The following is a 13,187-nucleotide window of genomic DNA, read 5'->3' as shown; positions in this document are numbered from 1 at the left end:
ACTGGCCGCTGTGACGACCAGAGCGCTGATTCTCGACTTCGACGGCCTGCTGATGGACACGGAGACGACCCTGCTCGAGAGTTGGCGTTGGGAGTGGGCGCGGCATGGCCTGCAACTCGACCCACAGGGCTTCTTCGCCGACCATGGCGGGGATGCGAACGCGGCCCGCTACACGGCGCTCGAAGCGGCAGTCGGGTCCGCCTACGACCGCACGTCCAGCCACGTGCTGCGGATGGCGTACCGAGCAGAGCTGAATGCGGCGCTGAAGCCCGCGCCCGGCATCATCGAGTGGCTGGACCAGGCCGCAGAGCTGGGGCTGCGGCTCGCCGTGGCGAGCAGTTCCCCGCTCACCCACGTGGGTGCCCTGCTGGATCAGGCAGGGCTGCGGGCGCGGTTCGAGGTGCTGGCGACCGGCGACGAGGTCCCCGCGCACAAGCCGGATCCGGCTGTCTACCTGCTGGCACTCGAACGGCTCGGGCTGCCCGCGGAGCAGGCGGTCGCGTTCGAGGACACCGCGCACGGCGTGACGGCGGCACTCGCCGCTGGGCTCCGCTGCGTCGCCGTGCCGAACCCACACGCGGACCACGCCCGCTTCACGGCGGCAGACCTGGTGCTATCCAGCGCCGCGGACCTCTCCCTGGACGCACTCCTGGCCCGGCTGGCACTGCGCGTGAACAGCGTCCCGGTGGCGTGAGTCGGCACCCACCGGCCAACGGCGCACTCTTGACATGAAGCTCGGTTGAGGTTCTAGCGTTCGCCATCCAACACCCGTTGTCGAAAGGGATCCGGATGTACCTGCCACGCCTACTCCGTCCGCGCGTCGTCGTGAGCGCGCACTGCGACCTCCCCTGCGGCGTGTACGACCCCGCGCAGGCCCGCATCGAGGCTGAGTCGATCAAGGCGATCTCCGAGAAGTACCAGGCCAGCGACGATCCAGAGTTCCGGACTCGATCGCTGATCATCAAGGAGCAGCGCGCCGAACTGGTCAAGCACCACCTCTGGGTCCTGTGGACCGACTACTTCAAGGCACCACACTTCGAGAAGTACCCGCACCTGCACGGCCTCTTCAACGAGGCCACCAAGCTGGCCGGCGCCGGCGGGGCTAAGGGAGTCGCCGACCCGGCGGTCGCGGAGCAACTCCTTGCGAAGATCGAGGAGATCTCGAAGATCTTCTGGGAGACCAAGCAGAGCTGATCCACCCCGGAGCGATCACCGCGCGGTCCAGCGGGTCAAGATCCGCACAACAGCACTGAAACTGCTGCCTCAGCATGCCCGGAGGCAGCAGTTTCAGTGAATCTGTGCGGATCTTGATCTCGCCGCGAGGCGAGACCGCTCGTCGTGACGGGTGCTCACGCGGGCGGGAGCGACGGTGCCCGCCGCTTCCGCCCGCGCCGACCTGACAACGCACTACTGGCTGGCGTACGTCTCGAACTCGCCGACCCGTGGCGTACCGCTCGAGCTGTTGATCTTGAAGGTGATCTTGCTCAGTGACGTCGCGGAGAAACTGATGGACCCCGCGCCGCTGCCGGAGGCCAGGACAGCCCCGGTGTCGTGGTCGATGAGCTGCCACGACCCGATGGAGCCCTGCGTCCCCGATGGCTCGCGGATGATCGCCCGGGACACCCGGGTGGCCGAGCCCCACTTGATCGAGATGGAGCCGGTCGATCCGGCCGGCGACCAGTACGTGCTGATGTTGCCGTCCCGCACGTTGCCGTAGCTCGTCCCGCTGGCCTTGCTGGAGCCGTCGGCACCGGCACCGAGGCTGAGGTTGGTCCCGCTGGTCGGCGGCGGGGTGCTCGGCGCAGGCGTGGTGGGCGGCGGCGTGGTCGGCGCAGGTGTGCTGGGCGGCGGGGTCTGCGGCGAGCAACTACCGTCCGACACCCGCAGACCCGTGTTGGCACCCACCGTCTGACGGACGATGTCCGGCACGCAGCTCGCCCCGTCGAGGCGGTACGGGTACGGGATGCTGATCGTGGTGTTCGACGTCGGGTTGGGGCCGGCGGGGTAGTTCTGGCTGCCGGCGCTGGACCAGGTCACGTTGTCGAAGACGTTGCCACTCACCTGCCAGTAGCCGCGTTCGTCGGTGTAGAAGGTGCCCAGAACGTCCTTGGAGTCGCGGAAGTAGTTGTTGTCCACTTTGGCCCTGGCCCCGGCTCGGGAGTTGATGCCGGACTCGTGGAGGCCCACGTAGTGGTTGTTGTAGATGTGGGCGGTGCCGCCACGCAGCAACGGCGTCCGGGAGTCGATGTTCTCGTACAGGTTGTGGTGGTACGTGATGAAGCCGTTCGAGAGGTCGCTCTCGCTGGACCCGACGAGGCCGCCGCGACCGGAGTTGCGCAGGATGCTGTAGGACAGCGTGACGTACTGGGTGTTGTCCTTCATGTCGAAGAGTCCGTCGTACCCCTCCGACTCCCCGCCGGAGGCCTCCAGGGTGACGTGGTCGACCCAGACGTTGCGCACCGTGCTCTCCATGCCGATGGCGTCTCCGCCGTTGGAGGTGGGCGAACCGGACTTCTTGACGTTCCGGACGGTCACGTTCTGGATGATGATGTTGCTGGAGTCGCGGATGTGGATGCCGAGCTGGTCGAAGACGGCTCCGCTGCCGACTCCGATGATGGTGACGTTGCTGATCTGCTTGAGCTCGATCACGTCCGCCGCGGTGTCGCAACTCGAACCGGACACCTTGCTGGTGTTGCCGTGGTTGATGGTCCCCGTGACCTCGATGGTGATCGGGGTGCTGCTGCTGGCCCGACCACACAGCGCCGCGTGGATCGCGGTCCCCGTGGTGGCCCGTACCGTCTGCCCGCCAGCACCGCCGGTGGTCCCGCCGTTCTGCGTGGCGTAGCCGGTCGCGCTACCGACCGCCGCCGACGCCTGGGGGGTCGACAGGGCCACCCCGATCGCGATCCCGACGGCCAGCGTGGCCAGTGCTGCCTGAAGTCGCAATGCGACTGGTCGTCTCATCTCGCCTCACTTCGCATTCGTTTGGTCTTCGCCGAGGCGGGCGCGGCCCTCGCGATCGGCCGGCACCTCGCAACCTCCTGCACATTGGCGTCTGTTAATTGCTGGACGGATCTAGCCATCCCTGCCGCCCAGGTGGACGCGGATAGGCGTCGCGCCATCGCCGCCCACTGGCAGCACTGGGCAAAATGCGAATCGCCCGACCCAGGAATGAAACATCGATGTGACTCAATCGTAGGAAAGCGATTTCCCTGAAGGCAAGGGTTGACGCTTGCAGGTTTGTTGCAGCGCCAAGGGGAGGCCTCGCGCCGAGCCGGGTCAGGCCGATGGCCGCCTCGACGGGCGTTCGTTGCGCGGGGTGCCCGGTATTGACACGGCAGGGCCTGCCGTCGATGCTCTGCTAAATCAGTTTAGCGACCGTTCCCGTCCCGCTCTGTGGGGTCGCTACTGAGCGCACCGCCGAAGAGAAAGGACTCGCATGCGACTGCGAAAAGGACTGGCTCCGCTCATCGCCACCCTCGTGCTGGCTGGCGCCTCGGGCACGGCATACGGCAGCACGAGCGGCAGCCGGGGCCCCGATGGCGGCATCCGCAGCATCACCCCGATCACCACCGTCTACACGTACGGCCAGAAGGTCTCCGCGGTGGCGATCGAGTACGACGCGGCGGTCAATCCCGGCACCCTCGACACCGGCACGTTCTCGGTCACCGACACCATCTACAACTTCCGTTTCAACCCGATCGAGGACCTGCCGAAGCTGGCCGACCGGACCATCACCCACACCTACACCAACAGCGTGGCGGGCACCCGTACCGACCACCGGTCGTCGCCGGGCAGGTACGTCATCGTCGAGCTCGACCCGGCGGACACGGGCGGGTCGACGGTCATCGTCTCCAAATGCCCGACCTTCCTCTGCACCGTGAAGGTCAATCCCGAGCTGCCCACCCGGGTGGTGCAACGCAAGGACGTGCATGCCCAGCCCGGCCGCGGATCCGGCAAGGGGCCGGTGCTCGCCCGGGCCACCCCGCGCGAATCTCGTCCGGTCACCGAGAAGCCGGTCAACCAGGTGGTCGACGAGTTCACCTACGGCTCGTTCCTCAGTGGCGGGATGGTAGTGCCGTACCACTACCACCTGCCGAAGAACTACCAGCCCGGTCGCAGGTATCCCCTGATGGTCGTCCTGCCCGGTCACGGGATGGGTTGGGACGGCGACAACCTCGGCGTCCAACTCGCCGCCGACATCCCGGCGACCGCGTGGCTGCAGCCAGAGTGGACCGGCAGCTCCGAGGACGTGATCGTCCTGGCCCCGCAGCACCAGCGGGTGGGTGGGGCCGCCGAGGCTGATCTGCTGGTCAAACTGCTCGACCAGTTCGTCGGCCAGTTCTCCGTGGACACCCGCCGGGTCTATGCGACCACCGTGTCCTACGGCTCCCAACTGCTGTGGGAGGCGTTCGCCAAGCGACCGGACCTGTTCGCCGGTGGGCTGGTGACCGGCGGCTTCCCGGTCAACGCCGCGCAGGCCACCGCGATCGCGACGGCCGAGGTCCCGGTCTGGATCACGCACGGCGAGCACGACCACCTGCTCAACGTCTCGGGCGCGCGGAACTCCACGGCGATGCTGCGGCAGGCGTACGAGGCCCGGGGCAAGAGCCCGGAGCAGGCCGCCGACGTCGTTCGCTACACCGAGTACGCCGACGCGGCCTTCGCACTGCCGGACTACCACGCGTCGTTCGGCCCGACCTACGAGGACGCCAGCATTCTCCGTTGGCTGCTCGCCCAGACCAAGCCCGCCGGCGCGGGCGGCTGACGGTGCGAGCCCGGGCGACGTTTCGCCACGATCGGCCGGCGCGGTCTCATCGCACCGGCCGTTACCGGCGAGCGTCGTCCGGGTCGGGCTCGGCACGGGAAGGAGCGCCACCGACGAGCACCGACTCCTGACCCTCCTGCCGACCCTCCTGCCGTGCCCGGTCCAGTAGCCCGGCCAGCCGACGCCGACGGTGACGGGCCGCCGCCCGCGCGCCGATGAGCAGTACGACGAGGAGACACAGCAGCCCGAGCTGCGCCCACGGCACGACCCAGGTGGTGACGGTGGCGGTGACCGGTCGGAGGTCGGCACCTGCCTGGCCGTCGCCGAGCAGGGCCGGAGACGTGGTGACGGTCGTGCGGAGGCGTCCCAGCGCCCAGACGCCGTCGGCCCGGGTCTCCACCTGACGGCTACCGCCCGGGAGCAACTCCTCGACCGCGCTTGTGGCGTCGTGGTCGGTAACGCCGAGGAGGTCGGACACCGCCACGCGGCTGGTTCCGCTGACCCAGACGTTGCCGTCGTTGACGACGGTGTAGCGGACCCGGGCGGTGCCCGCGGCGAAGGGATTCCACGACGGGGTGTACGTCGTGGTGAGGCCCTGGATGGGCAGCGCCGCCCGGACGGACCCGTTGACCCGCACCATGACGCGGAACCCCACTCGGCTCTCGACGTTGACCGTGCCACCGGTGCTGGTGACGGTCGCGGCGATGCCGGCCGGGTGGTCGCCCGGGGTGGCGTCCTTGGGCACCGTGATCGTGAACGGCACCACCTTCGTCTCGTCGGGGCCGACGGTGACCCTCTCCTGCACGTCGATCCAGGTGCCACCGTCGACCGAGGGTCGGTCGGACGACAGCATGTTGAAGCGGCCCTTGTCGGTGAGGTAGCCGTCGGCCGCCTTCAACGAGAAGACGACAGCGTTGCGGCTGAAGTTGCGGACCGCCAGGTGCTCGGTCACGACCTTCCCCGGGTCGAGGCTGGCATTGATCCACCGACGTTCGTCCGGCCCGCTCGCGGTGGCCGGCTGGACCGTCCAGGTGAGGGCTTTCGGGTCCGGTTCCGCCGCCGCCACGGCCGGCGCGGCCGCAACCGTGAAGGTGGCGACGGCGAGGACGGTGAGCGCCCGGCGCAGCGGGGAGACGGTCATGACGGCGGCCCTTCGGCACGGGGTGTGGCGGGGGCCGAAGAAGGCCCCCGCCCTACCACTATTCGAACAGTGAGAGCGTGAGCGTGGAGCTGTACTCGCCGGCGGCGACCTCCGCCGGGGTCCGCAGATACAGGTCGGCGTTGACGGAGTACGAGTCGCTGGCGACGGCCTCGGAGTCGAAGGCCGAGACCAACAGCTCCTGGTCGACGAGGCCGACGTTGTTGCCCGGCAGGGTCTCCTCGTCGAGCGCGGTCACGACCTCCTCGCCTTCGGTGACCAGGCCGGTCTCCCCGCCGTCGAGCAGGCGGGGCTTCCAGCCGAGGTGGTCGGCGGTGATGGGCGCCTGGCCGGAACTGCCCGCGAAGTCGCTCGCGCTGCCGAGCACCGCCCAGGCCGCACCATCGGGAACCTCGTCGGCGACCCGGGTGTCGGTGACCGTCACGGTCGGCAGCGTACCGACGAACTGGCGAACCAGCAGGGTCGAGCCGTCCTCGGACAGCGCGACGGCGTCGCCGGCGATCGACAGGGCGAGAACGCCCGGTTCCCTGATCTCGTCGATGTCGACCGTGACCCGCACGCTGGCGTCGTCGCCCGGCTCGGCCATGGCGGGCGACGGCAGCACCGCGGCCCCGGCCAGAACGGCGCCGACGGCGCTGGCCGCGAGCATCTGCCGCCGTTTGTATGTGTTCATGTGATCTCCGTTCTCATCCATGAGGGTTATCCGCCGCAGGTGCTGGCGGGGTATTGCACGGTGCGAACGGTCGTCACGTCCTGTCCGCCGGTCGTCCCGGTCACCCGGACCGTCGCCGAACCCGCTGGAACCGAGGCGGCACGGGTGTTGAACGACTGGTAGGCGTTCGCACCCGCCGCGACGGCCGTGAACGACCGCTGGCCGTACGAGGTCTCCAGGGCGATACCCACCGGCGCGTCGTGGTCGTTGCGTGCCTGCACCGCCACGTACGCCTTGCCGCCCACACACCGCGTCTCGGCGGTGACCGTGACGGGCAGCTCCGGCTGGCCCGTCGCGGCGGCGAAGGCCCAGGAGTCGAGCTCGAAGAGGTCAGCGCCCGCCGGGCCGGTGTAGGTGAAGTACACGTCGTGCACGCCGGTGACGCCCTCGAGCTCGGCGGTCACCTCGGCCCACTGACCCGACGCCGTGTCGACCGGGATCGTCTTGACAACGGGACCGTTGACGTCGTCCAGGCGCACCTGGATCTGCGCGCCGGCGGCGAGCGCTCGCACCCGCGCCGTGACGCTCCGCGCGCCGTTGTCGCCGAAGTTCACCGACGACAGGGCGGTCCAGTCGCCATTGTCGATGTCACGCACCACCAGGTTCGGTGCCGCGCCGCCGAACTGGGGTGAGCTGCCGTCGACCTTCGTGGTCGCGACGCCCTTGCTCCAGCCGAAGGTCTCGGCCTCGAAGACGCGGTACGGATCGAAGTTCCGGACCTGGTTGACGCCGGCGTACGTGCCGACCACCTGCTGGATCGTGCCGTCCGGGTTGAACGCCAGTTCCTGGATGTGCGGGCTGCGGTACCCCTGGGTCGTGTTGCCGTTGATGCGCTTGTTCAACGTCGGGGCGTGGTAGGTGAAGTAGTACTTGCCCTCGAACTCGAACACCGACTGGTGGTTGTTGCCACCGGTGCCCGAGCCGAAGAACTGCGACTGGTTCGGGAAGAGCACGCCGGCGTAGGCCTCCTTCGGCCACGACATCGGGCTGTCGGAGATCATGTAGCCGATCTGGCCGCCCCCGGGGTAACCGGGGAGCGGTTGCTGGTTGCCACCGAAGTCGTTCCCGCCGAAGTGCGAGGAGTACGAGAAGTAGTACTTGCCCTCGCGCTTGAAGACGTGGCCCGCCTCGAAGGCGACCGGAGCGTCGACCACCGCGGCGGAACCCTCGGTCGAGACCATGTCGTCACCGAGTTCGATCGACCGGATGTTCTTCGGGTTGTTGAAACGCTCGGCCGGCGGCATGCTCGTCGCCGCGGGACCGCCACCGAAGATGAGGTACGGCTCGCCGTCGTCGTCCACGAACGGAGCCGGGTCGAACTTCCACGCGACGGTCTCGGCGCCGGGGGTCCGGCCGTCGATCAGCGTGCTCGTGCGCTCGCTGGTCCACGGACCGAGCGGCGACGCACCCGTGATCACGTTGCTGGAACCGCCGCCGTTGGCGTAGTAGAGGAAGAACTTCTCCACGCCGTTCACCACCTTCTTGGTGATGCCCGGAGCCCACGAGTTGCCGGTAAACGGCGCCACCCCGTTCGGGCCGGCGACCTGGATCTCGCCGTGGTCGGTCCAGTTCACGAGGTCCTCCGAGGAGATCACCGTGATCTGGTTGATGTTGCCGTAGTTGATCCCGGGCGAGACGCCCGTGACGGGGTCGGGCGCATAGCCCTGGGTGTCGTTGGTCATGTACATGTACACCCGGCCGTCGTGCACGAAGCCGAAGCCGTCGGCGCCGAACTTGTGCCCGATCAACGGGTTGTGCTCACCGGGCAGCTTGCCGACGACCTCGATCGTCTTCGACGCCGGCGCGGGCGGCGCCGCGCCGACCACCGACACGTCGTCGAGCTTGAAGTCCATCAGGTGCAGGTCCGGGTCCGTGGACGGCGTGGCCGTCCACGGGGTCTCGAAGAACAGGCGTGCCGTCGAGACGCTCTGCCCCGTCGGGATGGTGAACGTCCCGTTGAACTGCGCCCACTGGCCCTTCGTCGCCGTCACGCTGACGAGGTTGGTGTAGGTGCCACCGCCGTAGTGCATGGTGGCGAAGAACTGCTTCGTGGCCGGCCCGTTCGGGTTCTCGTACTTGATGCGGGCCGTTAGGGCGTAGGCCTGGCCGGCCTGCACCTTGCCGCTGAGGTCCTGCATCGGTCCGGATCCGGTCGTCGTCCGGCTGGTGACGAGCGCGGCACCGGAGCCGGAGTAGGCGTCCGACGTGGCCGACAGCTGGGCGCCGTCGGTGGCGTTCCCGTTGTTGACGAACCAGTTGGCGAGGCCCGCCTCGAAACCGCCGTTGACGACGAGATTCGTGTCGGCGGCCTGGACGGGTGCCGCCCCGGCGCCGAACCCTGCGGCCAGCATCAGGCCAACCGTCGCGAGCGCCGCGACCCGTCCTCGGGTCGCCCGTCGCATTCGTTGTCTCACGAGACATCCTCCTTCAACTCTGACGTGCGGTCATCGGTGTACGGGGGATCGTTGGGTGTGCTTCCGTGGGTGGTCCGGACATCAGGGGTCGACTGCCGCCACCGGCTCGCCCGCGGCCGGCGACGCGGAACAGGTCCGCTGTTCCGCGCCGCCCGGCCGGTCGCCGGTGGTGCTGGTCGGTGAGCCGAGGGCTCGTGGTGGGTTATCCGCCGCAGGTGATGGCGGGGTGCTGCGCGGTGCGTACGGTGGTCACGTCCCGGCCACCGATCACCCCGGTGACCCGGACCGTCGCCGAACCGGCCTGCACCGATGCCGCACGCGTGTTGAGCGACTGGTAGACGTTCGCCCCCGGCGCCACGGCCGCGAACGACCGGTTTCCGTACGGGGTTTCCACGGTGATCCCGACCGGCCCGTCGTGGTCGTTGCGGGCCTGCACTGCCACGTACGCCTTCCCGGCCAGGCACCGCACCCCGGCGGTGACCGTGACGGGCAGTGCGGCGAGCACACCGAGCTGGGCCAGTTGGTAGCTGAGCGCCCGCTCGGGGGCGTCGATCTGGTTCTGGGTGCCGAACCGTCCGGCCCGTGCTGCCGTCGCCGCCGCGAGTGCGGACTGCGTCGCGGCCCAGGCGTCGGCCGGGTAGTGGCGCGGGTCGAGCGTCTCGGCGTGCGCGATGGCCGCGTCGAGGGCACTGGTGTCCAGCGGCCGGGCCTGCGCGGTCAGTGTGTCGCTGAGCAGGTAGTGGTCGAAGTCGACGCTCCCGCCGGTCTCCTGGGTCGCGTAGTTGAACAGACCGACCCGGTGACCCATGAAGTGCGCGAGGCTGCCGTCGAGCGCCTGCGGGCCGACGCGGTTGCCCAGGCGGGTCCACTCCAACCCGTCCAGGCTGTAGTAGAACGTCGTCCACAACTGGCCGACCGGCGAGGAAAAGTCGAGGTCCGCCTTCACGTGCACCTCGGTCGCGTCACCCAACGACACCGTCGTGCCCGACACGAAGTTCTCCAGCGTCGACTGGTCGAGGTCGACCGCGAACGGCTGCGACCGGTTGACGACCCCCAGGGTGTTGACCCCACCGACGCGCTTGACCGCCACGTACGAGAACCCGCGGTTGTAGGCCGCCAGGCCGGCGACGTCCCCGTTCTTCATCGCGGAGATGTCCATCCGGGTCTCCACCGACTGCCGTGGCCCGAACGTCCGCTGCGAGAGCGTGTTGCGGGCTTCCTCGAACCAGGCCAGCTCGGCCCGGTTGGACAGCTTCGTGTAGACGTACTGGCCGGTGACCACCTTGCCGGCCGTCAACCGCAGCCAACCCTCGCGGTCGGTGAGCGACCAGTACCGGTTGTCCGGGGCGTGGTTCCATTCCCACGCCAGGTCCAGCCGTGACCCGTTGGGGGCGATCTCCGCCGGGTCGAGCGGCGCCGGGACCGTCCACTGCTCGTCCTGGTACGCCTTGTGTGGCGCGTCGTTGGCGAAGTCGTCCGAGGCGACGATGCTCTTCTGCCGCTCGAAGACCTCCTCGGCCGGGCTGAGCTGGATTGGCTTGTCGAACAGGCCGTTGACCGGCACGACCCCGTTGGTGCCGAAGGTCGGCCACCCGTCCTGCCAGGTGGCGGGAATGAGCGCCGGGATCCGACCGATCGGGAACGTGTCGCGGAAGAACATGCCGTGCCAGTCGGTCCGGCCGCCCTCGCGGCTGATCGGCACCAGGCTGCCCTGTGCGAAGCCGTTCGAGTTGAGCACTCCGCGCGCCTCGTAGGTGTTGACTCCGCCGACCGAGGTGTAGCGCCCGAGCAGGTCCTTCGACCGGAACATGACGACCTGGCGCCCCTGACCGGACGGCCAGGTGATGATGACGGCGTAGTACCAGCCGTCGATGTGGTAGACCTGCGCGCCCTCGAACAGGCCGCCGATGAACGGCTGCCCGGCGTAGTTGCTGGCCGTGAAGATGTTCGGGTAGTCCTGCGCGATGGCCGTCAGGCCGGCGTTGAGGCGTACGGCGCTGGTGCCACCGGAGCCGTAGAAGATGTACGGCGTGCCGTCGACGTCGAAGAAGAGCGACGGGTCGTGCAGACCACGGCCGAGGGCGGTGCGCTGCCACGCCCCGTTCTCGATGTCGTCGGTGCGGTAGAGGTACGCCCCGCTGAGGTTGTTGGTGTTGAAGACGGCGTAGAACATGCCGTCGTGGTAACGCAGCGATGAGGCCCACTGGCCCTGGCCGTACGAGTTCTGGCCGTTGCGCAGCGAGAAGGCGTCGCCGATGCTCGCCCGGTCGAAGACGTAGTTGACGATCTCCCAGTTGACGAGGTCGTACGACTTCATGATCGGCGCGCCCGGGCTCAGGTGCATCGTCGTGCTGATCATGTAGTAGACGTCCCGGCCCTCGTCGTTCTCGGCGGCCGGCACGCGCTCGACGCTGATGTCCGGCACGTCGGCGTTGAGCAGTGGCACCGAGTAGGTGCCCGCGCCGGTGTCGGTCGAGGTGTACGACGGGCGCGGCGACCATGCCTCGGCGGCGTGCGCGACTGCGGGTGTGGTCACGAGGCTGGCACCCAGCAGGACGGCGACCAATGCGAGCGCGCACATCGCGTTGGGCCGACGCGGTTGCACCGTGGAGGGAAACCCCTTCAATGCCCCGACGACGCGGCGGATGGCGTTGTTCCGGCTGGTGGGACCGAGCGACTGGGAGGAGCTAGGGACACGCGAGCGGATCGACACGGCCAAGGTGAGCTCCAAGCGCGAGGGCGGCGTGAAGGCCATCGTGTTATCGCTAACAAGGACTGTCAAGACCTTCGATGAAACGCGCCCGAAGTGTCCCCGTAACACCGTGGACTCACCAGTATGGACCGAGGTGCCACCCGTGGGAGCGCGACCATGAAACAGCAGGCAGACGGGGCTGACACGGAGGCAGCTCCGACTCGGCCTCGCCGGCTCCCCTGCGCCGTCCTGACGACACCGGGGAGCCGAACGCGAGCCGTTTGTCTCAGGCGTCGAGGCAGGAGCGCACAGCCGCGGTGAGCCGGTTGGCCCGCTCGTCGCCCATGCCGCGCATCTGGTTGATCACGTAACCGAATCCCACCTGGTGCTGGGCGTCGGCGAAGGCCAGGTTCCCACCGGCGCCATCGTGGCCGAAGCTGCGCTCGCCCAGAAGGGGTCGGGCCGGCGGTGAGTGCAGCAGAAAGCCGGTGCCCCAGCGCTGCCCGGTGTCCGGCGGGCCGTGTCGCTGCTGGCCACGTGCACGGACGACGACCGCGTCATCCACCGACGTGGCCGCGAGCAGGGGTCCATGCTGGACGTCGGACACGCAGGCCGCGTAGAGACGCGCCAGGCCCTCCGCGGTGCTCACCGCGCCCGCACCGGGAATGCCTGCGGCCCGGATGGCGGGGTCGTTGAAGCTCACCAGTCCGTCAGCGTCGGCAGGGAAGGCGAAGGCGCCACCCATGGTGATTCCCCGCTCGGCGACCGGGTCCACGAACGGGTCGGCGTCCGGAGGCGGCGCCAGCCCCCAGGCGACGCTGTCGTTCTCGCCGACGGGAAGCCCGAGCCAGGTGTGCAGGCCGAGCGGCTCCGCGACGGTGTCGGAGAAGAACGCGCCGGGAAGCTGGCCGGTGCTGCGGCGAATCACCTCCCCGACCAACCAGCCGTAGGTCATCGAGTGGTAGCCGTGCGCCGTGCCCGGCTGCCACAACGGGGCCTGCGCCTCGATCGCCTTGATGACCGGATCCCAGGCCAGAACCTCGTCGAGGGTCAGCGGGCGGTCCAGCGCGGAAAGGCCGGCCTGGTGGGTGAGCAGCCAACGCACCGGGATGTCCGCCTTGCCGTGCTGTCCGAACTCCGGCCAGTAGCGCGTCACCGGAGCGTCGAGATCGAGCCGGCCCTGCTGAACCAACAGGTAGGCGCAGATCGCCAGGATTCCCTTGGTGCAGGAGAAGACGACGACCGGAGTGTGCGCGTCCCAGGGCCGCCCGGTCCGGGAGTCGGCCACCCCGCCGTACAGGTCGACGACCTTGCGACCCCGTACGTAGACGGTGACCGCGGCGCCGACCTCACCGTGGGAGGCGAAGTTGTCGCGGAAGATGTCGGCGACGCGGCCGTAGCGTTCGTCGACGTCGCCGTGGATCTGCGGCTGTGTGACCACT

At 68.9% G+C, this 13,187-nt stretch carries 9 protein-coding genes; 3 read left to right on the top strand and 6 right to left on the bottom strand.

The window, feature by feature from the left end; all coding sequences use genetic code 11:
* Positions 1–10: 10 nt before the first annotated feature.
* On the top strand, positions 11–694 hold the full coding sequence (locus tag C7C45_RS19585; protein WP_110565138.1) for an HAD family hydrolase: 684 nt from the start codon (positions 11–13) through the stop codon (positions 692–694).
* Between the two features lie 95 nt (positions 695–789).
* Positions 790–1,194 (top strand): superoxide dismutase, Ni, encoded by a 405-nt coding sequence (gene sodN / locus C7C45_RS19580; protein ID WP_110565137.1) that lies wholly within the window; start codon positions 790–792, stop codon positions 1,192–1,194.
* Positions 1,195–1,407: 213 nt separating this feature from the next.
* Here the strand turns inward: sodN and C7C45_RS19575 are convergent, their stop codons facing one another.
* Complete coding sequence (locus tag C7C45_RS19575) at positions 1,408–2,964, bottom strand: pectate lyase family protein (RefSeq protein ID WP_110565136.1); 1,557 nt, start codon at positions 2,962–2,964, stop codon at positions 1,408–1,410.
* A gap of 475 nt (positions 2,965–3,439) precedes the next feature.
* Here C7C45_RS19575 and C7C45_RS19570 point away from each other — a divergent pair, with 475 nt between their 5' ends.
* The gene (locus C7C45_RS19570) at positions 3,440–4,768 is read left to right on the top strand and encodes a hypothetical protein (RefSeq protein WP_110565135.1); all 1,329 of its coding nucleotides are present in this window, start codon (positions 3,440–3,442) and stop codon (positions 4,766–4,768) included.
* Between the two features lie 61 nt (positions 4,769–4,829).
* Here C7C45_RS19570 and C7C45_RS19565 read toward each other — a convergent pair whose 3' ends face one another.
* From C7C45_RS19565 to C7C45_RS19545, 5 genes are all read right to left on the bottom strand, one after another.
* The gene (locus C7C45_RS19565) at positions 4,830–5,909 is read right to left on the bottom strand and encodes a hypothetical protein (protein WP_110565134.1); all 1,080 of its coding nucleotides are present in this window, start codon (positions 5,907–5,909) and stop codon (positions 4,830–4,832) included.
* Between the two features lie 58 nt (positions 5,910–5,967).
* Positions 5,968–6,600 carry a hypothetical protein gene (locus C7C45_RS19560; RefSeq protein WP_110565133.1) on the bottom strand — a complete coding sequence of 211 codons (633 nt, stop codon included), beginning with the start codon at positions 6,598–6,600 and terminating at the stop codon, positions 5,968–5,970.
* A gap of 26 nt (positions 6,601–6,626) precedes the next feature.
* Positions 6,627–9,053: a family 43 glycosylhydrolase gene (locus C7C45_RS19555; protein WP_110565132.1), complete on the bottom strand. Its 2,427-nt coding sequence runs from the start codon at positions 9,051–9,053 to the stop codon at positions 6,627–6,629.
* Positions 9,054–9,255: 202 nt separating this feature from the next.
* The gene (locus C7C45_RS19550) at positions 9,256–11,589 is read right to left on the bottom strand and encodes a glycoside hydrolase family 43 protein (protein ID WP_244200453.1); all 2,334 of its coding nucleotides are present in this window, start codon (positions 11,587–11,589) and stop codon (positions 9,256–9,258) included.
* 442 nt (positions 11,590–12,031) lie between these two features.
* On the bottom strand, positions 12,032–13,186 hold the full coding sequence (locus C7C45_RS19545; protein ID WP_110565130.1) for a serine hydrolase domain-containing protein: 1,155 nt from the start codon (positions 13,184–13,186) through the stop codon (positions 12,032–12,034).
* Between the last annotated feature and the right edge of the window lies 1 nt (position 13,187).

Origin of the sequence: Micromonospora arborensis, assembly GCF_003205615.1 — a bacterium.
Classification (GTDB): Bacteria; Actinomycetota; Actinomycetes; order Mycobacteriales; family Micromonosporaceae; genus Micromonospora; species Micromonospora arborensis.
This window is presented reverse-complemented; position numbering and strand designations above follow the sequence as displayed.